The sequence below is a fragment of the Nocardioides ginsengisoli genome (genome assembly GCF_039537225.1).
Lineage (GTDB): Bacteria > Actinomycetota > Actinomycetes > Propionibacteriales > Nocardioidaceae > Nocardioides > Nocardioides ginsengisoli.
This window is the reverse complement of record NZ_BAABAC010000042.1, coordinates 13,838-35,792: the sequence shown is the minus strand read 5'-3', so window position 1 is coordinate 35,792 and position 21,955 is coordinate 13,838. Positions and strand designations below refer to the sequence as shown.

Sequence of the window (21,955 nt, the reverse complement as noted above, 5' to 3'; positions counted from 1 at the left end):
CGCGTCGGGTGGCGAGAATCCCCTGGTTCCATGGGGGTTCTCGGGCCCTGCCGCCACGGGGGGTTTGTGTCGGAGGGTTGTGTTGGAATGTCCGTATGGCTCTCGGGAACGCTTCTGAATCCAGCACCGTCGCGGTGCTGGAGGAGCTGCGCGCCGAGGCCGAGGGCCGCCAGGCTTCGCTGATCCGGGAGTGGACGCGCATTGCAGCGTGGGCCGAGGCTAACCTGGTCGAGGCGCCGGAGGGCGCGGCCACCATCCGCGACGGGTACGTCGACACCGGCCTGCCGATCGCCGGCGACGGTGCGCCGCTGGTCTCGGAATTCGCGCTCATGGAGCTGGTCGCCGTGCTGGGCCGGTCGCCCGACGGCGGCCGCGACTACATCGGCCGGGTGCTCGGGTGTGCGTGGCGGCTCCCCAACGTGTGGGCGGCGGTCATGGCCGGACGACTCGCGCCGTGGCGGGCGGAGCGGATTGCGGACGCCACGCGGTCGCTGTCGGCGGAGGCGGCCGCGTTCGTCGACCGCGGGCTCTTCCACGCCTCCGGCGTCGGCTGGGTCCAGCTCGAGCGGCTGATCGCGGAGGCGATCCTCCGGTTCGACCCCGAGCGCGCCGAAGCCGAACGGGAAGCCGCCGCCGACCACCGCCACTTCGACATCGACGACCCCGACAGCAACGGCCTGGCCCACGTCTACGGCGTGCTGGACGCCGCCGACGCGCAGGACCTCGACGAGGCCGTGGCCCGCCGGGCGACCTTGCTGGGCGCGCTGGGCAGCGAGGCGTCCCTCGACGTCCGGCGCTCCCAGGCGGTCGGCGAGCTCGCCCGGGCCGACCTGATGCTCGACCTCGAGGGCAGTCCCGGCCGCAAGGCCACCATCAACATCCACATCACCGACACCACGCTTTCGGGCGAGAACCCGGTGGCCCGGTGGAACGACCGCCCGATCTCCGCGGAGCAGGTGCGCGAGTGGCTCGGCACCGTCAGCACCGTCGTGGTGCGACCGGTCATCGACCTCGCCGAGCACATCCCGGTCACCTCGTACGAGATCCCCGACCGGCATCGCGTCCAAGTCGAGCTACGCGACCACACCTGTCGCTTCCCGCACTGCGGCCGCCGTGCCTCACGCTGCGATATCGACCACGCCCGACCCCACGGCCGAGGCGGACCCACCTGCCCGTGCAACCTCGTCCCGCTGTGCCGCCGCCATCACCGCGCCAAGACCCATTCGGAGTGGCGCTACGAAGTGCTGACGCCCGGCACCTACGCCTGGACCAGCCCGAACGGCTTCCGGTGGCAGGTCGACCACCGCGGCACCCACCCGCTCCGAACGTGAGGCGCTAAGAAGCGCATCAACGAAACCACCCCTGGTCAGGGGTGTACCGGCAGCAACGGCCGGCCGACAGCGAACCGCAACCGACCACCTCAACCACCGCGGCGCGCCCCCACGCTCTCAGTAACGAAAACCTGGCACCGCGCAAACCGCGCAGCCGACCCGCGCCGACTCGCGCCGACGCCGAAGACGGCCTACCTGCGCGACGAGCACCGCCACTGGGCAAGGACCCGCCGCCGGCGACGCTCGGCCAGCCAGCTCGACCACCGCGGCGCGCGCCCCCCACGCTCTCGGTAACGAGAACCCGCACCGAGCAGACCGCAATGCCGAGAGGGCGCCGACGCAATTCCGGCCGAGCCCGCTCGCTTCGAACACGCTCGACCGCATGGCCGGGGCGGATCGACCTGCCCCTGCAACCTCATCCCGCTCTGCGTTACCGCTGGAGCAGCTCCCACGCCTTCACCTGGCAAGTCGATCACCGCGGCGCGCCCCCACGCTCTCAGTAACGAGAACCTCGCACCCCGCAGACCCGCAGGCTCGCCGGGACGTCCAGCGTGCACGATCACAGCATCTCGGTGGGCTCCAGTTCCGCCGCGTCCTTGGAGACCGCGCAGTCACGGTCCTCGACCGCGCAGTGCCACGCCCACAGCAGCTGCCCCGCGCCCACGCTGACTAGCGCCGTCGTGGCGAAGCCGAGTGCCGAGCCGGCCAGCGCCGGTACGACGGCGACCGCGGTGATCGCGTTGAGCACGAGCGCGACGAAGGAGGCGAGCGAGACGACCGCGCCGCGGCGGTGGGGGAAGCGGTCGAGCAGCATGAGCTGCATCGTCGGGTAGGTGATGCCGTTGCCGAGCGCGACGAGGGAGACGCCGACGACGGCCCACGGCAGCTCGGCGGCGTACGGCGTGGCGGCGACCAGGACGCCGATGACACCGCCGGCGAAGGCGGTGGTGCACCCCAGCGAGACGAGGCGGCGGGCGGAGATCCGGCCGGCGGCCCGGCCGCAGAGCCAGGAGCCGATCATCATGCAGCCGATCATCGGGACGAACAGCTTCCAGAAGTCGAGCTCGCCCTGGCCGAGGACGTCGACGACGAAGACGGCCGCGCCGCCGATGTAGAGGAACTGTGCGCCGAAGAGCAGCGCGATCGCCCAGCCGAGCCGCTGGAAGGCGCCCTCGCGGCCGACGTCGACGAGGCCGCGCAGCACCTCGGAGACGTTGAGCGGCACCCGGCGCTCGGCGGGGTGCGACTCGGGCAGCAGCAGGACGACGAGCAGGATCAGGACCACCCCGAGGGTGGCCTGGAAGACGAAGATGCCCCGCCACGAGCCGACCTGGAGCAGCAGGCCGCCCATGATCGGGCCGATCGCGGGCGCGATGCCGAAGATGATGGCGACCCGGCTCATCAGCCGCTGCGCCTGCGGGCCGTCGAAGAGGTCGCGGATGACGGTCCGGCTGACGATCGTCGAGCCGCCGGCGCTCAGGCCCTGGAGGGCGCGGAAGACGAGCAGCACGACGAAGCTGCTGCAGAGCGCGGCACCGATCGACGCGACGACGTACACGGCGATCGACACGGCCATCACGGGACGGCGGCCGACGGCGTCGGAGAGCGGCCCGTGGAAGACGCTCATCAGCGCGAACGACGCGAGGTAGACCGTCACGACCAGCTGCAGCTGCTCGGTGCCGACGTCGAACGCCCGGCCCATCTCCGGGAACGCCGGGAACGGGGTATCGACGCTGAACGGTCCGATCATCGACAAGGCGGCGAGAATCGCGGGAACGAGGACGGTGAACCGCCAGCCGATGCGTTCTGTCACCCCCGCATCATTCCGTACCTACTAGACTCGGAGAGATGCCGCCCGCAGAGAGCAGCACACCTCAGTCCACGCTCGGGGAGATCGACCTCCACCTCGTCGGTGAAGGCCGGCACGAGCTCCTCTGGCACGTCCTCGGCGCCCACGTCCACGAGAAGCCGGAGCCAGGCACCAGCTTCGTCGTCTGGGCCCCCAACGCGCGCCAGGTGAGCGTCGCCGGCGACTTCAACGGCTGGGACGGCAATGCCCACCGGATGAGACGGATCGGGTCCGGGCTGTGGGAGGCCTTCGTGCCGGGCGTCGGCTCGGGCGCGACCTACCAGTACCTCCTCGAGGGCGCCGACGGCGTGTGGCGCCACAAGGCCGACCCGATGGCCTTCCACGCCGAGGAGCCGCCCAAGACGGCGTCCCGCGTGTTCACCAGCACCCATGTCTGGGACGACGACGCGTGGGTCGCCGCGCGCCTCGAGCGGCAGCCGGTCCAGGAGCCGATGGCGACCTACGAGATGCACCTCGGGTCGTGGAAGCGGCATCCCGACGGCTCCTTCTGGTCCTACGACGAGCTGGCCGCCGACCTGCCCGGCTATCTCGCCGACCTCGGGTTCACGCACGTCGAGCTGATGCCCGTCATGCAGCACCCGTTCGGCGGCTCGTGGGGCTATCACGTGACGTCGTACTTCGCCCCGGACGCGCGCTTCGGCGACCCCGACGGCTTCCGCCGCCTCGTCGACGCGCTGCACCGGGCCGGGATCGCGGTCATCCTCGACTGGGTCCCCGGCCACTTCGCGACCGACGAGTGGGCGCTGGTCCGCTTCGACGGCACGCCGCTCTACGAGCACCCCGACCCGCAGCGCGGCTGGCACCCCGAGTGGGGCTCGCACATCTTCGACTTCGGCCGCCCCGAGGTCCGCAACTTCCTCTTCGCCAACGCGCTCTACTGGCTCGAGGAGTTCCACGTCGACGGGCTGCGCGTCGACGGCGTCGCGTCGATGCTCTACCTCGACTACGGCCGCAACCACGGCGAGTGGACCCCCAACAAGTACGGCGGCCACGAGCACCTCGAGGCCGTCCAGTTTCTGCAGGAGCTCAACGCGACCGCCTACAAGCGGGTCCCCGGCATCGTCACCATCGCCGAGGAGTCGACCGCCTGGCCGGGCGTCACCGGCGCGACGTCGGGCGGCGGGCTCGGGTTCGGGTTCAAGTGGAACATGGGCTGGATGCACGACAGCCTGCGCTATCTGCAGCACGACCCGGTGCACCGCTCCTACCACCACGGCGAGATGTCGTTCTCGCTCGTCTACGCCTTCTCCGAGAACTACGTGCTGCCGCTCAGCCACGACGAGGTCGTCCACGGCAAGGGCTCGCTGGTGCGCAAGATGCCCGGCGACCGGTGGCAGCAGCTCGCCAACCTGCGCGCGTACCTCGCCTACATGTGGGCCCATCCCGGCAAGCAGCTGGTGATGATGGGCACCGAGTTCGCCCAGGAGTCCGAGTGGGCCGAGGCGCGCGAGCTCGACTGGTGGCTGCTGGCCAAGCCCGACCACCGCGGCTTCCACGACTTCGTCCGCGACCTCAACGCCCGCTACCGCGAGGAGCCGGCGCTGTGGCGGCGCGACAACGATCCGGCCGGGTTCGCGTGGATCGACGCGCAGGACGCCGGGCACAACGCCTTCTCGTTCGTGCGGCGCTCCGGCGACGAGGGCACGCCCGACCTGGTGTGCGTCACCAACTTCGCCGCGGTCCCCCACGACTACCGGATCGGGCTGCCGGTCGCCGGCGAGTGGGACGAGCTGCTCAACACCGATGCCGTCGCCTACGGCGGCAGCGGGGTCGGCAATCTCGGCACGGTCCATGCCCTGCCGGCCGCGCCGATGGAGTCCGGGGCGCCCGGCGGCAGCCCGGCGTACGCGAACCTCGTCCTGCCCCCTCTCTCCACGTTGTGGTTGCGCGCACCCCTAGGCTGACCTGCGTGTCCCAGCCCCCCGAGATCAGTCATGCGACCGTCGACGACGGTGTCGCCCGGCTGACCTGGACCTCGGATCTCACCGAGCGGGGCTGGCAGGCCGCCGTCGACGTCGTACGACGCCAGGTCGCGGCCGCGCTCCTCGACCACGACCGGGTCGAGGTCAAGGTCGCGGTCGACGACGCCGAGGCGCAGCGGATCGCGACCTGGTCGGGGCTGCGGCGCGAGGGGGTCCAGCGGCACCGGGCCGGCGACGTCGTGGTCTACGCGCGGCTCGCCGACGACACGCCCGTGCACGAGCCCGGCGGCTTCCGGGCGCTGCTCAACTCGTTCCTCCCCCGCAAGCGTGGGATCGGCCAGATGCTGATCCGCGACAGCGACGGCCCCGAGCCGCGGGTGCTGATGTGCCAGCTCACCTACAAGGCCGACTGGGACCTGCCCGGCGGCGTGGTCGAGGTCGGCGAGTCACCCCGGATCGCGGTGGCCCGCGAGGTCGAGGAGGAGCTCAGCCTCACCCTGGAGGCCGGCGCCCTCGTGCTCACCGACTGGCTGCCGCCGTGGGGCGGCTGGGACGACGCGCTGTGCCTGGTGTTCGACGGCGGCGTGCAGTCGGCGTCGATCGTGCAGCAGGTCGTGCCGCAAGCCCGCGAGATCAAGACGGCCGAGTTCCTGACGCTGGCCGAGGTCGACGAGCGGGCGGCCGACTTCACCGCCCGGCGGGTTCGGGCCGCGCTGGCGAGCGTGGCCGGGACGGGTCCGGCGTACACCGAGTCGGGTCGCTGACCTCCGGCGCCACCGCCCGCGCCCGGCGCTGCGCGACCAGCACGCCGGCGACCAGGATCGCGCCGCCGAGCAGCTCGGCCGGCGACGGGATCTCGTCGAGCAGCGCCCATGCCGAGCCGATCGCGACCGGCGGGACGAGCAGGATCCACGGCACGACCGCCGCCGACGGGTTGCGCGAGAGCAGCCCGTTGAAGATGCCGTAGCCGACCAGCGACGCCAGCCCGGCGGTGTAGAGCGTCGAGACACCGGCCTGCCAGCCGAAGGCGGCGAACCCCTCGGCGAGCGCGCCGGGCCCGTCGAGGAGCGCCTCGAGCGCGATCAGCGGCACCGGTACGACGAGCGCCGACCACACGGTCAGCGACAGCCCGCCCGTCGCCCCCGACGCCCGCGACACGACATTGCCGATCGCCCACATCAGCGCGGCCGTGAGGCACAGCCCGAGCGCGACCGCCGGGACGTGCCCGCCGCGGCCCACGCCGACGACGACCAGGCCGATCACGCCGAGCACCACGCCCCCGACCTGTGGCCCGGTCGGGCGCTCGCGCAGGGCGACGGCGGCGATCACGATGGTGAGCACGACCTGTGCCTGGAGCACCAGGCCCGCCAGTCCGGGCGGCATGCCGGCGTCCATCGCGACGTACAGGAAGGCGAACTGGCCGAGCGACATGAACAGCCCGACCGCGGCGACGGTCCGCCACGGCACGGGCGGCGGGTCGAGCAGGAAGACCGCGGGGACGACGACCGCGAGGAAGCGGACGGCGACGAACAGCAGCGGCGGCACGTCGCCCATCCCCCAGTCGATGACGACGAAGTTGAAGCCCCAGATCACGGCGACGAGGGCGGCGAGGGACTGGTCGCGACGGCTCACAGGTCCATCGTCCTCGCGACGATCATGAAGCACCAGCGAATGATCGTGCACCTTTGGATGTAGCGTTGCTGCATGATCGATCTCGACGCCCTCGCCGGGCTACGCGCCGTCGCGACCCACGGGTCGGTGGTCGCCGCCGCCGGCGCGACCGGGTTCACCCCCAGCGCCATCTCGCAGCAGGTGAAGCGCCTGGAGCGGCAGACCGGCGTCCCCCTGCTCGAGCGGGTCGGCCGCGGGGTGATGCTGACCAGCCACGGCCAGCACCTCGTCGACGCCGGCGAGCAGGTTCTCAACGACTTGGAGCAGCTGGAGGCCCGGCTGCAGCAGCGCGCCGGCGTCGTGGCCGGCCGGGTCCGGCTCGCGGCGTTCTCGACCGCGATGCGCGGCCTGGTCGCCCCGATCGCGCGCGACCTGCGCGACGCCCACCCCGATCTCACGCTCACCCTGCGCGAGGGCGAGCCGTGGGACGTCGTCGACCTGGTCGCGAGCGGTCAGGTCGAGCTCGGGATCGTGCACCGCTGGGGCGGCGTCCCCCTCGCCGTGCCGGACCACGTCGTCGCCACCCCGCTGCGCGGCGACGTCGCCGACCTGATCGTGCACTGCGACGACCCGCTCGCCGTACGCGACCGGGTGACGCCGCGCGACCTGCTCGACGTCGGCTGGATCGCCACGCCGGAGGGCACGATCTGCCGCCAGTGGCTCTCGCGCATGTACGACGGCACCGGCCGCCCGCCGCGGATCGCGCACGTGTCGGCGGAGTTCGAGTCGCACCTGGCGCTGGTCCGCGCCGGGCTGGGCGTGGCGCTGGTGCCGCGGATGGGGCGGGCGGCGCTGGGCGACGACCTGGTCGCCATACCGGTGGCGGACCCGGAGCCGGTCCGGCTCGTCGACGCGCTGCACCGGCGGACCATGGCTGAGTCGCCGGCGGTCCGGGCGGTGCTGGCGGCGTTCGACGAGTAGGAGCTCAGTCGGCGCCGCGGAGCACCGCGAAGTCGCCCAGCCCGATCCGGATCTCGAAGCTGCGCCGGGCGAGCAGCCAGGTGTCGCCGTCGCGGACCCAGCGGTCGTCGTACTCCCCCATGCACTCGTAGAACGAGCCCTCCATCGGGCCGGCGCCGACGTGGTGGACGCGCGCGTAGGTGAGCGTGCGGGCACGGTCGCCGTCGACCTCGACCCGGTGGTTGCCGAGCAGGTGCTGGGTCGGTCCGACGCCGTCGAGGTGGGCCCGCATCTGCGCGACGATCGCGGCGGGGCCGCCGTCCCGGCCGTAGCCGTGGGCGTCCGGGGTGAACGCGTCCGCGATGGTCTCCCAGTCGCGTCCGTCGATGGCGGCGGCGATCTCGGCGAGGCGCTGGACGAGGTGGTCGCGGTCGGTCATGCAAGGGCTCCTTCGAAGGGGTGGAACAGATGCCGGTGCCCCGGTCGCGCGAGCGGCCGGGGCACCGGCTGGGTCAGGCAGGGTCGAGCGGGTCAGCTCACTTGCCGATCCACGCCTGGTCGAACAGCACCGCCGTCTGCGTCGTCGGCTTGATGCCGTGCACGTTCTTGTTCCACGCCTCGAGGAAGCCGCCGAAGCCGACGTTGAGGTAGACGGCGTCCTTCTTCCAGAGCTCCTCGATCTTCGCCAGGGTGGCGTCGCCGTCCTCCGGGCCCTTGGCGGCGCGCAGCTCGGCGAGCAGGCCGTCCATCTCGGGGCTGGCGTAGCGGCCCGGGTTGGCGCCCGACGTGCTGTCCATCGCCGTGTCGAGAGCGGCGTACGGGTCGGAGTCGGGGATGCTGTTGGACGCGCGGGCCAGGTCGAAGTCGCCGTCGACGTAGACCTTCTTGACGACGTCGCCCACGGCGGACACCAGGTCGAGCTGCACGTCGAAGCCGACCGCGTCGAGCATCGCCTTGACCGCGACGGCGCCCGACTTGGAGGTGGCGTCGCTGAGGCCGACGTAGTGGAGCTTGCCGTCGAAGCCGTCGGCCTTGGCCTCCGCGACCAGCTTCTTCGCGGCCGCCGGGTCGGTCTTGACCGGCGCGACACCGGTCTTCCAGATCGAGTTCGGGCCCATCAGGCCCCGGTCGGCGAGCACGTCGCTGTCGGTGGTGCGCTTGAGGAAGGTGTTGGCGTCGAAGGCCAGCTCGATCGCCTGACGCACGCGGACGTCGGCGGTCGCCGTTCCCGGACGGTGGTTGAAGTTGAGGATCGGCGCGCCGCTGACGGCGCTCATGTTGCCGGTGTAGCCCTTGTCGACGAGGGCGTTGACGGCCTTCTCGCTGCCCACGTAGACCGCGTCGACCTCACCGGCCTCGAGCGACTCGACCTTGGTCTGGTCCGGGCCGAGCTGCAGGAACTCGATCTTGTCGAGGTGCGGGCGGCCGGCGAAGTAGTTCTCGTTGGCCTTCACCACGGTCTTCTCGCCGGGCGACTGGCTCTCGAGCACGAAGGGGCCGGCGCCGATCGGCTTGAAGTTCGCCGGGTCGGCGTACGCCGCCGGGGCCAGGATCAGGCCGGGACCGGCCGCGAGCAGGCTGGGGAAGCGAGCCCACGCGCCCTTGAACGTGAAGGTGACGGTCGACGTGTCGGTCGCGGCCATCGACTTCAGGTTGGCGCCCAGGATCTGGCCGTGCAGGCCCCGGTTGGTGATGAAGTGCTGGATGCTGGCCACGACGGCGTCGGCGTCGAGGGGCGTGCCGTCGGAGAACTTCACGCCGTCGCGCAGCTTGAGGGTCCAGGTGACGTCGTCGTCGGTCGAGAGCGACTCGGCCAGCTGCGGGTCGTAGCCCTTGGTCTCGGGGTTGTAGCGCATCAGGGTGTCGTAGATCGACGCCATCACGTTGAGCCCGGTCGAGCCCGTCGGGTAGGTCTTCGTCGGGTCGAGGACGACGGCCTCGGAGTACTCCGCCATCCGCAGGGTGCCCCCGTCGACCGGCGATCCCGGGTCCTTCTCCGGGTTGACGATCCCGTCCTTGTAGAGGTCCTGCGGCGACGTCTTGGCGCCCGACGACGGGCTGTCCCCGTTGTCGCTGCTGGCGCAGGCCGTGGCGGCGAGCGCGGTCGCACACAGGGCCGCAGCCATCCGCGTGCGCACGGAAATGCGTGTCTTCACTGTTCACTCCAGGTGGGTCTCGTACTGGGGCTGTCGGACGCCTGCAGGCCCCCGGTGGCCTGTGCGTGGCGTCACACTAGGAAGACGCCGGCCCGGCGAGTCGGGGCGATTCCCACTCAGCGGGCAGGCAGATGGGCCTGGCGTCCCTGCTCGACGAATTCCTTCTCGATGGCGTCGCGGGCGGCGTCGTCGAGGAGCCGGAACTGCGCCGTCCGGCCCACGCGCACCCACACCGGATCGGTGGTGTTCCACGCCGCGCGCCGCAGCGGAGCCTTGTCGATCTTGCCGCTCCCGGTGAGTGGCATCCGGTCGATCACGCGGACGTACGTCGGCCACCACTTGGCGCCGAAGTCCGGCTGGGAGGCCAGGTGCTCGCCGAAGGCCACGGGGTCGAACGCGACGCCGGGCTCGAGGTCGAGGGCGACCATGACGTTGTCGCCCGTGCGCGGGTCCGGTACGGCGAACACGGGCGCGGCCGCGACCCACGGGAGGCGCTGGATGACGCGCTCGACCGGCGCCGCGGAGAAGTTCTCGCTGTCGACGCGCAGCCAGTCGGAGGAGCGGCCGGCGAAGTAGAAGAAGCCGGCCTCGTCGCGGTAGGCGAGGTCACCGGACCAGAAGTCGTCGCCCCGCACCCGGTCGGCCATCGCGCCCGGGTTCTTGTAGTAGCCCTCGAACGCGCCGGCCATGCCGACGGCGACCATCTGCCCGACGGCGGCGCCGTCGACCAGCCGGCCCTGCTCGTCGAACCCGGCCCGGGGGCACTCCTCCCCCGTCGCCTCGTCGAGGATGCGGACGTCGACGTCGCCGGCGGGCCGGCCGAGCGAGCCGACCGGGGTGTCGGGGGTCCGGTTGATGCGGAACACGCCCTCGCTGAGGCCGTAGCCCTCCATCACCTCGCAGCCGAACCGCTCGGTGAACCGGGCGACGTCGGCCTCGGAGGCCTCGGTGCCGAACGCCAGCTCGAGGGTGCCGGTGCGGTCGCGCGGGTCCTCGGGACGGGTGAGCACGTACGACAGCGCCCGGCCGACGTAGTTGACGTAGGTCGCGCCATGACGGTGGATGTCGTCGGCGAACGCGCTCGCCGAGAACTTGCGGGTCATCGTCACGGTGGCTCCGGTCGCCATCGCCGGCGCCAGGTTCATCATCACGGCGTTGCCGTGGAAGAGCGGCATGCACAGGTAGGTGACCGAGTCGCGGCGCATCCGGACCCGGCCGACGATGGCCTCGGTGAGCCGGCCGAGCCGGCCCTGGCCGACCACGACCGCCTTCGGCGCGCCGGTCGAGCCGGAGCTGAACAGGAGCATCGCCAGCCGCTCCGGGCCGGGCAGTGCGGCGGCCGCGGGCACCGGTGCGTCGCGGTACGGCGCCAGCCACGCGTCGTACCCGCTGTCGTCGACGTCGAGGACCCGCGGGCCGGCGGGCGTCGCGGCGAGGTCGGCGGTGAGGTCGGCGGCGAGGTCGGCGGCGAGGTGGCGCAGCCTGCCTTCGGTGACCACCAGGTCGACGTCGGCGTGACGGGCGTCCAGGGCGATCTCCGGGCCGCTGCGGCTGGCGTTGAGGCCGACCACGACGGCGTCGGCGAGCGACGCCGCGGCGATCCAGAAGACGTAGTCGGGGACGTTCTCGAGCAGCACACCGACGTGGACCTGGCGTCCCTCGGGCGCCGGTACGGCGGCGCGGAGCGCGGCGGCGCGCGCGGCACCCTCGCGGACCACCTCGTCCCAGGTCCACCGCCGGCCCTCGAAGAGCAGGCCCGGCTTGTCGTCACCGCTCCGGCTCGCCACGATCTGCGCGAAGGTCTCCATCACACTCTCTCCTCGGCCGACGCACGCGTCGGCGTCTCGATTCTCTCGGGTTCGGTGTGCCGGGTCCGTCCCAGGACCAGGCACGTGACGGCGGCGAGCAGCGAGAGCGCCGCTCCCGCCAGGCCTCCGGCGGTGAAGCCGGACTCGCTCGTCTGGCGCCCGCTCTCGGCGAACGCGGCCAGCACCGCCAGCGCCAGTGCGCTGCCGGTCGACATGCCGAGGAAGCGCAGGACCAGGTTGAAGCTCAAGGCGCTCCCGGTCTCCGCGGGCGGCACGAAGCGCACCATCAGCCACGGCATGGAGTTGAAGGTCATCCCGCTGCCGAAGCCCCCGATGACGACCGCGAGGGTCACCTTCCACAGCGCGTCGTGGCCGAGCGCGAGCGCGAGGTTGGCGACCGCGAACAGCAGGCAGCCGCAGGCGAGCAGCAGGTCGGGCGCCACGAACCGCCCCCACCACAGGGCGATCCGCGAGCCGAGGACGCTCGTGACGGCGTACGGCGTGAGCATCAGGCCGGCCACGGCGACGGAGCGCCCGAGTCCGTAGCCGTGCTCGCTCGTGGTCTGCACGAGGATCATCGACAGCGACAGCAGCACGAACATGCCGAGCGCGGCGAGCAGCCCGCACACGTTGGCGACCAGCACACCGGGGCGCACCGCCACCCGCAGGTCGACGAGCGGTCGCTCGGCACGCAGCAGCCACCAGCCGCAGGCGACATAGGCCAGCACGCCGCCGGCCAGCAGGCCGAGGGTCAGCGGGCTCGTCGTCCCCCAGGACTTCGCCTGGGTGACGGCGAACAGGACCGCCGTGGTGGCGCTGCTGAGCAGCACCGCGCCGAGCCAGTCGACGCCGTGCGGCGCCTCCTCGTCGCTGTCCGGCACGACGAAGACAGCGACCACCAGTGCGGAAGCGGCCAGCGCGCACGCCCAGCCGAAGGCGCCCTTCGTGCCCGCGAGGGTCGCGACGAGGGCGGTCACCGGGAACCCCAGCCCGGCGGCGGTCACGTTGGCGACCGAGATCGCCGCGACCGCGCCACGGATCCGCTCCGCGGGCAGCTCGGTGCGGGCGATCGAGAACGCGAGCGGCACGATCGCGAACGCAAGGCCCTGCAGGATCCGGCCGACCAGGAGCGGACCGAACCCGAGCGGGAGGGCGCCGAGCGCGGTGCCGATGACGACGAGCGCCAGGCAGCCGAGCAGCGCCGGCCGGCGGCGGCGTCCGGCGCCGAGCCGCCCCACGACGGGGCTGACGACGGCCGCGGTGACGAGGGTCGCGGTGATCGCCCACTGGGCGGTGACCAGGGAGACGCCCTCGGTCCGGGCGATGCCGGTGACCAGCGGCGTGCCGAGACTGCCGACGACTCCGGTGACCGTGGTGACCAGCAGGATGCCCGGAAGCACCCCGCGGGCCTCGCGGTCGCCGCTCTCGGAGGACATCCGCCTCAGACCAGGCGGACGTCGCGGCGGTTGACCTTGCCGGTCGCGTTGCGGGGCAGCTCGTCGAGAGTGATCTGCCAGCGCGTGGGCACCTTGTAGCGCGCGAGACCTGCCTCGGTGTGGGCGCACAGCTCCTCCTCGGAGATCTGCGCCCCCGGGTGCAGGACCACCACGGCGGCGACACCCTGGCCGTAGTCGGGGTCGGGGACCCCCATCACGATGCACTCGCGGACGGCCGGGTGGGCGACGATCCGGTCCTCCACCTCGGCGGGGTAGATGTTCTCTCCCCCGCGCAGGATCAGGTCGGAGCGCCGGCTGGCGATGTGCAGCTGACCGTCGGCGACGTGGCCGAGGTCGCCGGTGCGGAACCAGCCGTGGGGCGCGGTCGACGCGGCCGTCGCCTCGGGGTTGTCCCAGTAGCCGAGCATCATCTGGGCGCCACGCAGGTAGATCTCCCCCTCGACGCCGTCGGGCACGGGACGACCCGCGGTGTCGCGGATCTCGACCTGCATGGTCGGCACCGTGCGCCCCACCGTCGACGGGTCGGCGGCGAGCTCGGCGGCCAGCGCGAGCGTCGCCGCGGTGCTCGACTCGGTGAGCCCGTACGTCGTGCCGAGCGACCGCCCGGCCGCCGGAAGCGCCTGCCGCAGCGCCGCCTTGAGCTCCGGCGACGACGGAGCGCTGCCGACGGAGATGCTGCGCAACGACGAGAGGTCGAACTCGGCGAGCCGGTCGCCGAGCTCGACGATCCGGCTGAGCATGGTCGGCATCGCGCCCCAGTTGGTGATCCGCTCGGTCTCGATCAGCCGCAGCACCTCCTCGATGTCGAACTTGCCGAGGTGCAGCACGGCCGCGTCGCCCACGACCATCCGGACCACCGCGAGGTTGTGCAGCGCCGCGATGTGGAACAGCGGCGTCACCAGCAGGAACCGGCGGTCGACCTGCGGGAAGCCGATCTCCGCGGCGATCGCGTCGTTGAGCAAGTGGAACCACACGGCCGCGATCACGTTGCGGTGCGAGTGGGTCGCGCCCTTGGCCCGGCCGGTGGTCCCGCTGGTGAACAGGATGACGGCCGGGTCGTCCTCGGCGATCTCGCCGTCCGGCTCGGGCAGCGCGACACCGCAGTGCTCGGCGGCGATCCGCGGCAGGTCCTCCTCGACGGTGAGCACCGGGACGCCCAGGCCCTCGGCCATCCGGGCGCGGGCCGCGTCGGCGATGAGCACCTTCGGCGTGGTCAGCTCCATGCCGTGGACCAGCTCGGGCCGCGCCCACATCGAGTTCATGCCGACGGCGACCGCGCCGAGCGAGACCGCGGCCCAAAAGCCCACGATCCACTCCGGGCAGTTGGCCGCGCACAGCGCCACCCGGTCGCCCTTGCCGACGCCGTACTCGGTGCGCAGCACCCGGGCCAGCGCGGCGACCTCGTCGTAGTGCTGCGTGAAGCTGACCCGGCGCTCGCGGGTCACGAGATACTCCGCGTCGCCGAACGACCGCGACGCCTCGAGCAGCTCGCGCAGCGAGCGCTGCCGGTGGGCGTAGACCTCGAGGTCGACGCCCCGCACGTCCTCGACCCGGATCTCGTACGGCGCGCCGGGCGCGGTCAGGCGCGCGACGGCCTCCTCACGCGTGGTCATCCTCTGCTTCTCCTCTTCTCCTGGGCTCACTGCACCCGTCCCATTCACCGGACGGTCAGCTGCCCGCCGTCGACATTCCACGCCTGCCCGGTGACCCAGGCCGCCTGGTCGCTGGCGAGGAACACCGCAGCGGCCGCGACCTCCCCCGGCTCTCCGGTCCTGCCGAGCGGAAGGTTGGCACTGACGTAGGCCTGCCACGACTCCGGGTCCCGGTCACTGATCCGGCCGGTCTCGGTCACGCCGGGACACAGGGCGTTGACGCGGATCCCGTGGCGGCCGAGCTCCTTGGCGGCCGACGACGTCAGCGACTGCACGCCCGCCTTGGAGGCGGAGTAGGCGCCGGTGCCGGCGCCGCCGAGCTTCCCGCCGATCGACGAAATGTTGATGATGCTGCCGCCGTCGCCCTGGGCGACCAGCTGGCGGCCGAAGACCTGGGTCATCAAGAAGGTGCCGCGCAGGTTGACCGCGATCACCCGGTCGAACGCCTCGACGGACAGCTCGGTCAGCGGGACGCGGTCCTCCCCGCGCGACGCGGCGGCGTTGTTCACGACGACGTCGACGCGCCCGAGCTCGGCGAGGACGAGGCTCAGCAGCCGCCGTACGTCGTCGGGATCGGCGACGTCGCAGACCACGGGCAGCGCCCGCCGTCCCAGGGCCCGGACCTCGTCGGCGACCGACTCGATGTCGCGCCAGCCGGCGGCGGTCTCGTCGGCCGGACGGTCCTCGGGACGGCGTCCGGTGCCGGTGACGACGACGTCGCAGCCGGCCCGAGCGAGCTCGACGGCCAGGGATCGGCCGATCGAGCGCATCCGCCCGGCTCCGGTGACGACGGCGACCTTGCCGGTCAGTCCGGTCAGCTGGTAGCCGGCGCTGCCCATGCGACCTCCCGCAGCTCGATGAACAGTCCGCGCGCCTCGACCGTGCGTGCGCCGTCGACCTCGACCCACGCCTCGGCCGTGGTCTTGCGCCCCGCGGTCGCGAGGATCCGGGCGCCGAGCTCGAGCGGTACGTCGAGCGGGGTGCGGGCCAGGTAGCGCAGGTCGAGGGTGCCGGTGACCGAGCGCCGTCCGGTCGCCTGGACCAGGGTGCCGAGCATGCAGTCCATCAGGTGCGCGAGGTAGCCCCCGTGCACCGACTCGGGCGGTCCCTCGTAGAGCGCGTTCGGCACCGTGGTCGCGTGGGCCGCGTCGCCGTCGAACCGGATGGCCAGCGGCAGCGCCTGCGGGTTGAACCGGAAGACCGGCCAGGCCAGCTCGGGCCCGATCTCCCGGGCCCGGCCGGGCTCGTCGAAGGAGGCGCGCAGCGCACGGGCCCGCGTACGGCGGCCCAGCGTCGCGGTCAGCTCGTCCATGCGGGCGCGGGCGGCGCGGATCTCGTCGAGCTCGACGTCCGTGGTCGCCGCGGCCAGCATCAGCCGCCGGGTGGCGGCGGCGAGCTCGGCGATCTCCTCGGCGACCACGTCAGACCCGCTCGATGATCGCGCCGGTGACCTGAGCGCCGCCGGCGCAGATGGCCACCATCGCGAGCTGCTGGTCGCGACGCTCGAGCTCGTCCAGCGCGGCGGCGATCAGCCGGACGCCGGTCGAGCCGACCGGGTGGCCGAGCGCGATCGCGCCGCCGTTGACGTTGAGGCGGTCCTCGTCGACGCCGTGGACGCGGGCGAACGAGAGCGGCACCGACGCGAAGGCCTCGTTGACCTCGAACAGGTCGATGTCGCCGATCGCCATGCCGGTGCGCTCGAGCAGCCGCTGCCCCGCCCGCACCGGCCCGTCGAGCAGGTACTGCGGCTCGGCGCCGAGCAGGGTCTGGGCCACGATCCGCCCGCGCGGGCGCAGGCCCTCGGCCCGCGCGCGCTCCTCCGACATCAGCAGCGCGGCGGTCGCGCCGTCGGAGATCTGGGAGGCGGTGCCCGCGGTGTGCAGGCCGCCCTCGCGGATCGTCCGCAGCCCGGCGAGCGCCTCGAGACTCGTCTCACGCAGGCCCTCGTCCCGCTGCACGACGCGGCCGTCGGGCAGCTTGACCTCGATCACCTGCCGGTCGAGCCGACCCCCGTCCCAGGCCGCCCGCGCCCGCTGCTGCGAGCGCAGGCCGAAGGCGTCGAGGTCGGCGCGGGTCAGGCCGCGGCGCTCGGCGATCCGGTCGGCCGCCTCGTACTGCGCCGGCAGGTCGACGGTCCAGTCGTCGGGCCGCGGCCGGCCCACGGTGCCGTCGCCGAGGTTGGCGAGCAGGGGCACCCGCGACATGGCCTCGACGCCGCAGGCGATGCCCGCGTCGACGTACCCGGCGGCGATCTGGGCCGCGACCAGGTGGACGGCCTGCTGGGCCGAGCCGCACTGGGCGTCGAGCGTGGTCGAGCCGATCTCCTCGGGGAGGCCGGCATGCAGCCACGCGAAGCGCACGACATTGCCGGACTGCTCCCCCGCCTGGGTGACGCAGCCGCCGATGACCTCGCCGACGGTGGCCGGGTCGACGCCGGTGCGCTCGAGGATCCCGCGCTGGGCGCGGCCGAGCAGGTCGACGGCGTGCAGGTCGGACAGCGCGCCGCCGCGGCGGCCGTACGGCGTGCGGATCGCGTCGACGATGACGGGACGGGACATGGGATCTCCTGGTCGGTCGGGGGTCAGGCCGGCGCGCCGATGCGCGGGGCGGTGGGCAGCACGTCGCCGAGCTCGGCGGCGATCGCGTCGCCGCTGCCGAGCGAGAAGGCGACCTGACGGCCCCACAGGAAATAGCGGTGGATCGGGTAGTCGATGTCGGCGCCGATGCCGCCGTGCAGGTGCTGCCCGGCAAGGACGACGCGCAGGCCGCCCACCGAGGCCCACCACTTGGCGACCAGGCTTGCCGACTCCGCCGCGTCCTCGTCGCCGCGGTCGAGCAGCCACGCGGCCTTGAGCGTGGTCAGCCGGATCGCCTCGGTGTCGAGGTAGGCGTCGGTGGCCCGGACGGCGACGGCCTGGTTGGTCGACAGCGGCCGGCCGAACTGCAGCCGCTCGGAGGTGTAGGCGGCGGTGATCCGCAGGTCCTCCTCGCAGACGCCGAGCGCGACCGCGGCGAGCGCGATCCGCAGCCGGCGCCGGGTCCAGGCGACGACCGTCGCACCGTCGGCGGGGAGCAGGTCGGCGTCGGTGAGCACGACGTCCTCGAAGGCGACGGCGCCCGCGCTCTCGTTGCTGGTGGTCGCGACCGGGGTGACGGTGACGCCGGCCCGGTCGACAGGGACGACCGCGACCCGCAGGCCGCCGTCCTCGACCGCCACCGGTACGACGAGCGCCGTGGCGACCGGTGCGGCCGGCACCTGCGGCAGCTCACCGCTGACCCGCAGTCCGCCGTCGGTCGTCAGGCCGGTCAGCCGGGCGACCTGGCCGGGAGCGGCGTCGAAGGCGCCGGTCACGATCTGCTCGCCCTCGAGCACCGGCCCGAGCCACCGCGTGACCTGCTCGGCCGAGCCGAACTCGGCGAGCGGCAGCGCCGCGCCCGCGACGACCGACCACAGCGGCACCGGTGCGACCCGCCGGCCCTGCTGCTGCAGGACGGCGACCAGGCCGCCCATGCCGAGCCCGGCGCCACCCTTGTCCTCGGGCACGGCGATGCCGATCAGGCCCGAGGAGGCGAGCACCTCCCACAGCTTCGCGTCGAAGCCGCCGTGGTTGCGCTCGACGTCGACGACGCGCTCGACCTGGGCGAGGTCGCCCAGGATCTGCGCGGCGAGGTCGCGGACCTCGGCGTGGTCCTCGGTGAGGTCGAAGTCCATCTCAATTCCCGTCCTTCTTCTCGGTCTGGTTGTCCTTGCGGCGGGCGCCGAGCGTCATGCCGAGGGTCTTGGCCGCGACGATCTCGCGCATCACCTCGTTGGTGCCGCCGCCGAAGGTGTTGTTCTGGGCGCGGCGTCCGAGCGACTCGACCCGGCCCTCGATCGCGGCGCCGGGCGAGCCCGGCCGGAGCAGGCCGGCGGCGCCGAGCACCTGCTGCAGCCGGCCGTAGGCGGTCACGACCGCCTCGGTGCCGAAGATCTTGGCGGCCGCCGAGTCGCCGCCGCCGAGGGTGTTGGCGGCGACGTCGGAGACGAGCCGCAGGTTCATCAGGTCGGCCGCGCTCAGCAGGGCGTAGGTCTCGGCGAGGGCGCTGCGCACCCACGGGACGTCGTACAGGGTCGTGGCGCTGTCGGGGCCGAGCTTCTCGGCCTGCGCCCAGGCCAGCACCTCGTCGTACATCTGGTTGGCGATGCCGCCGCGGGCGGCGAGCGCGACCCGCTCGTGGTTGAGCTGGCTGGTCATCAGCCTCCAGCCCTGGTTGAGCTCGCCGACGACATTGCTCAGCGGAACCCGGACGTCCTCGTAGTAGGTGGCCGACGTGCTGATCCCGCCGACGGTGTGGATCTCGGTGACCGAGAAGCCCGGGCTGGAGGTCGGGACGAGCACGACCGAGATGCCCTGGTGGCGAGGCGCGTCGGGGTCGGTGCGGACCGCGAGCCAGACCCAGTCGGCGAAGACGCCGGCGCTGGTGAAGATCTTGTTGCCGTTGATGACCAGCTCGTCGCCCTCGATCCGCGCGCGGGTCTGCAGGCTGGCGAGGTCGGTGCCGGCGCCGGGCTCGGTGTAGCCGATGGCGAACATCAGCTCGCCGAGCAGGATCTTCGGCAAGAAGTTGTCCTTCTGCTCCTGCGAGCCGTGCTTCATCAGCGTCGGGGCGACGGTGTTGAGGGTGACCAGCGACAGCGGGGCGCCGGCACGCAGCGCCTCGTCGTAGAAGACGTAGAGGGCCTCGGGGTTCTCGCCGCGGCCGCCGTACTCCTCCGGGAAGCCGAGGCCGAGCCAGCCGTCCCTGCCCATCTGGCGCAGGATCCGGTCGAACACCGGCCCGCCCTCGGTCTGCTCGGCCAGCGCCGCGCGGTCCTCGTCGCTGATGGTGGCGGCGAAGTAGGCGCGCAGCTCGGCGCGCAGTGCCAGCGAGTCGTCGGAGAGCTCTGGATACATGGTGCTGCTTCCTTGGTGGTGGGGTGGTCAGCGCGGGAGCCGGAGCACCCGGCGCGCGATCACGTTGAGCTGGATCTCGATGGTTCCGCCGCCGACGAGCACGGCCGGCAGGCCGAGGTGGTCGATGACGGGATCGGCGGTGTGCTTGCCGGTCGGGGGTACGGCGACCAGCGCGTCGCGGCCGAGGACCCGCAGCAGGTCGCGGGAGTTGTCGCGCTGGGCGAGGGCGTTGCAGACCTTCTGCACACTGATCTCGGCGCCCAGATCGAGACCGTCGATCCGGGCGAGGACGGAGCGCAGGTTGAGTGCGGCGAGTGCCATCTCACGCCCGACGCACCGGCCGAGCACCTCGACGACGGCGTCCTTCGACGCCTCGTGGGCGCCGGAGGCGAGCACCGTGCGCACCAGGTCGCTGGATCCGTGGCTCAGGCGGGCGCCCATGCTGAGCCGCTCGTTGGCGAGCGTGGTGACCGCGAGCCGCCAGCCCGCGCCGGGCTCGGCGACGAGGCAGTCGTCGGGCACGAAGACGTCGTCGAGGAAGACCTCGTTGAACTCCGAGAGCCCGGTCGCCTGGCGCAGCGGGCGCACGTCGACGCCCTCGCTGCGCATGTCGACGAGGAAGTAGGAGATCCCCGCGTGCTTGGGGGCGTCCGGGGCGGTGCGGGCCAGGCAGACGCCCCAGTCGGCCTCCGCCGCCATCGAGTTCCAGACCTTCTGGCCGTTGAGCACCCAGCCGCCGTCGACCTTGCGGCCCCGGGTGGACAGCCCGGCGAGGTCGGAGCCGGCGCCCGGCTCGGAGAACAGCTGGCACCAGAACAGCTCGCCGCGCAGGGTCGGGTCGACGAACCGCTGCTGCTGGGCGGGCGTTCCGTGCAGCAGGAGCGTGGGCAGCACCCACTCGCCGATCACGGTCGACGGCTGCGCGAGCGCGCGGCGGGCGAACTCCTGGGCGATCACCGCCTGCTCCTGCGGTCCGGCCGCGCGCCCCCACGGCTCCGGGTAGTGCGGCGCGACCAGTCGCGCTTCGGCGAGGTGCTCCTGGCGGCGGCCGCCCCGGGAGGGCGCCCATCCGGAGGCCGGCACGCCGTCCTCGGGGAGATCGAGGGCGGCGTCGAGGACCGTCGCCAGCTCGGCCCGGAGCTCGGGAAGGGCGTCGTCGGCGACGAAGCCGAAGTGCCGCACGGCGTCGAGGGCCGCTGCGCCGAGGCGGGCCGCCCACGACGCCTCCTCGCCGAACGCGGCGGAGAGGCTGATCGCGCGGCGCCAGTAGAGGTGGGCGTCGTGCTCCCAGGTGAAGCCGATGCCGCCGAACAGCAGCACCGCCTCGGCCGCGACGTCGACCGCCGCGGGCAGCGCGGTGAGGCCGACCTGCGCGGCCGCGAGCCGCTGCTGGTCGGGAGCGTCGTCCCCGGCACGGGCGGCGTCCCACGCGGCGGCGCCGATCATCTCGGCCTTCACCAGCAGCAGCGCGGCCTTGTGCTGCACCGCCTGGAAGCTGCCGACCGGGACGCCGAACTGCTCCCGGGTCGAGACGTACGCGACGACCGCGTCCACGAACCAACGGGCGACGCCCGCGGCGTCGGCGGCGAACAGGGCCGCGGCGGCCAGCTCGACCTGCTCGGCGGCGGGCGCCGGCAGCACCTCGGCGGCGGTCACCGCCCGGCCGTCGAGGACGAGCCGGCCGGCGGAACGGGAGAGATCCGTGGCCGGCTCGCCCACGACCTCGCCGGCAGCGGGTGTCAGGGCACACCACACGGGCTCGCCAGTCGCCGCTCGCGCGCGGAGCACGACCAGCTCGGCGCCGGGCAGGCCCAGCACCGGACGGCTGCTGCCGTGCAGCAGCCAGCCGTCGTCGTCCGGCGTCGCGGTGATGCCGTCGCCGTCGGACAGGGCACCGGTGGCTCCCTCGACGAAGCGCTCCAGCAGCGCGCTGCGAAGCGGGCCCGCCGGCGCCGCCGCGACGACCGCGCTGGCGAGGACGGTGCTGAGGAAGGGCCCGGGGTGGAGGGCCCGGCCGAGCTGCTCGGCGACGACGGCCAGCTCCATCAGCCCGGCGCCGGCGCCGCCGTCCTCCTCGGGGAGGTGGACGGCGTGCAGCCCCTGTTGGACCAGGGCGTCCCAGGCCTCGGGGCGCTTGCCCGCCGCGAGGTCGTCGAGCTGGGCACGGGTCGCCTCGATCGGGGCGGCGCGGCGCGTCCAGGCGGCGACGGAGTCGGCCAGGTCGCGGTGGTCGTCGGTGAGGGCGAGAGGCATG

Annotated in this window: 17 protein-coding genes; 4 read left to right on the top strand and 13 right to left on the bottom strand. The window is 73.1% G+C overall.

All coding sequences use genetic code 11. The features are described 5' to 3' along the window. The first annotated feature begins 95 nt into the window (after positions 1-95). Positions 96-1,331: an HNH endonuclease signature motif containing protein gene (locus tag AB4880_RS22060; protein ID WP_367921373.1), complete on the top strand. Its 1,236-nt coding sequence runs from the start codon at positions 96-98 to the stop codon at positions 1,329-1,331. 559 nt (positions 1,332-1,890) lie between these two features. Here the strand turns inward: AB4880_RS22060 and AB4880_RS22055 are convergent. Further along, a complete protein-coding gene (locus AB4880_RS22055; protein ID WP_367921372.1) occupies positions 1,891-3,144 on the bottom strand; it encodes a multidrug effflux MFS transporter in 1,254 nt (417 codons plus the stop codon). A gap of 35 nt (positions 3,145-3,179) precedes the next feature. Here AB4880_RS22055 and glgB point away from each other — a divergent pair, with 35 nt between their 5' ends. After that, positions 3,180-5,105: a 1,4-alpha-glucan branching protein GlgB gene (glgB, locus tag AB4880_RS22050; RefSeq protein WP_367921371.1), complete on the top strand. Its 1,926-nt coding sequence runs from the start codon at positions 3,180-3,182 to the stop codon at positions 5,103-5,105. Between the two features lie 5 nt (positions 5,106-5,110). Further along, entirely contained in the window at positions 5,111-5,887 is a 777-nt protein-coding gene (locus AB4880_RS22045) for an NUDIX domain-containing protein (RefSeq protein ID WP_367921370.1), read from the top strand. Here AB4880_RS22045 and AB4880_RS22040 read toward each other — a convergent pair. After that, entirely contained in the window at positions 5,811-6,755 is a 945-nt protein-coding gene (locus AB4880_RS22040) for an EamA family transporter (RefSeq protein WP_367921369.1), read from the bottom strand. The two genes, AB4880_RS22045 and AB4880_RS22040, sit on opposite strands and share 77 nt — an antisense overlap. A gap of 72 nt (positions 6,756-6,827) precedes the next feature. Between AB4880_RS22040 and AB4880_RS22035 the strand changes: the two genes are divergently transcribed. After that, on the top strand, positions 6,828-7,715 hold the full coding sequence (locus AB4880_RS22035) for a LysR family transcriptional regulator (RefSeq protein ID WP_367921368.1): 888 nt from the start codon (positions 6,828-6,830) through the stop codon (positions 7,713-7,715). Positions 7,716-7,719: 4 nt separating this feature from the next. Here AB4880_RS22035 and AB4880_RS22030 read toward each other — a convergent pair whose 3' ends face one another. The 11 genes from AB4880_RS22030 to AB4880_RS21980 form a co-directional block, all read right to left on the bottom strand. Beyond that, positions 7,720-8,133, bottom strand: a complete 414-nt coding sequence (locus AB4880_RS22030) for a nuclear transport factor 2 family protein (RefSeq protein ID WP_367921367.1) — start codon at positions 8,131-8,133, stop codon at positions 7,720-7,722. A gap of 97 nt (positions 8,134-8,230) precedes the next feature. Next, positions 8,231-9,820 (bottom strand): ABC transporter substrate-binding protein, encoded by a 1,590-nt coding sequence (locus AB4880_RS22025; RefSeq protein ID WP_367921366.1) that lies wholly within the window; start codon positions 9,818-9,820, stop codon positions 8,231-8,233. A gap of 146 nt (positions 9,821-9,966) precedes the next feature. Next, positions 9,967-11,658, bottom strand: a complete 1,692-nt coding sequence (locus tag AB4880_RS22020) for an AMP-binding protein (protein ID WP_367921365.1) — start codon at positions 11,656-11,658, stop codon at positions 9,967-9,969. Then, entirely contained in the window at positions 11,658-13,094 is a 1,437-nt protein-coding gene (locus tag AB4880_RS22015; protein ID WP_367921364.1) for an MFS transporter, read from the bottom strand. The genes AB4880_RS22020 and AB4880_RS22015 overlap by 1 nt, the downstream gene beginning before the upstream one ends. Positions 13,095-13,099: 5 nt before the next feature. After that, a complete protein-coding gene (casG, locus tag AB4880_RS22010; RefSeq protein ID WP_367921363.1) occupies positions 13,100-14,728 on the bottom strand; it encodes a steroid-24-oyl-CoA synthetase in 1,629 nt (542 codons plus the stop codon). A 44-nt stretch (positions 14,729-14,772) separates the two neighbouring features. Beyond that, a complete protein-coding gene (locus tag AB4880_RS22005) occupies positions 14,773-15,606 on the bottom strand; it encodes an SDR family NAD(P)-dependent oxidoreductase (protein WP_367921362.1) in 834 nt (277 codons plus the stop codon). After that, positions 15,582-16,187, bottom strand: coding sequence for a PaaI family thioesterase (locus AB4880_RS22000; protein ID WP_367921361.1), 606 nt, complete (start codon positions 16,185-16,187; stop codon positions 15,582-15,584). The genes AB4880_RS22005 and AB4880_RS22000 overlap by 25 nt, the downstream gene beginning before the upstream one ends. Before the next feature lies 1 nt (position 16,188). Continuing rightward, a complete protein-coding gene (locus AB4880_RS21995; RefSeq protein WP_367921360.1) occupies positions 16,189-17,325 on the bottom strand; it encodes a steroid 3-ketoacyl-CoA thiolase in 1,137 nt (378 codons plus the stop codon). Positions 17,326-17,348: 23 nt separating this feature from the next. Beyond that, on the bottom strand, positions 17,349-18,479 hold the full coding sequence (locus AB4880_RS21990; RefSeq protein ID WP_367921359.1) for an acyl-CoA dehydrogenase family protein: 1,131 nt from the start codon (positions 18,477-18,479) through the stop codon (positions 17,349-17,351). A gap of 1 nt (position 18,480) precedes the next feature. Beyond that, complete coding sequence (locus AB4880_RS21985) at positions 18,481-19,701, bottom strand: acyl-CoA dehydrogenase family protein (protein ID WP_367921358.1); 1,221 nt, start codon at positions 19,699-19,701, stop codon at positions 18,481-18,483. Between the two features lie 27 nt (positions 19,702-19,728). Next, positions 19,729-21,954, bottom strand: a complete 2,226-nt coding sequence (locus AB4880_RS21980) for an acyl-CoA dehydrogenase family protein (RefSeq protein WP_367921357.1) — start codon at positions 21,952-21,954, stop codon at positions 19,729-19,731. Position 21,955 lies beyond the last annotated feature (1 nt).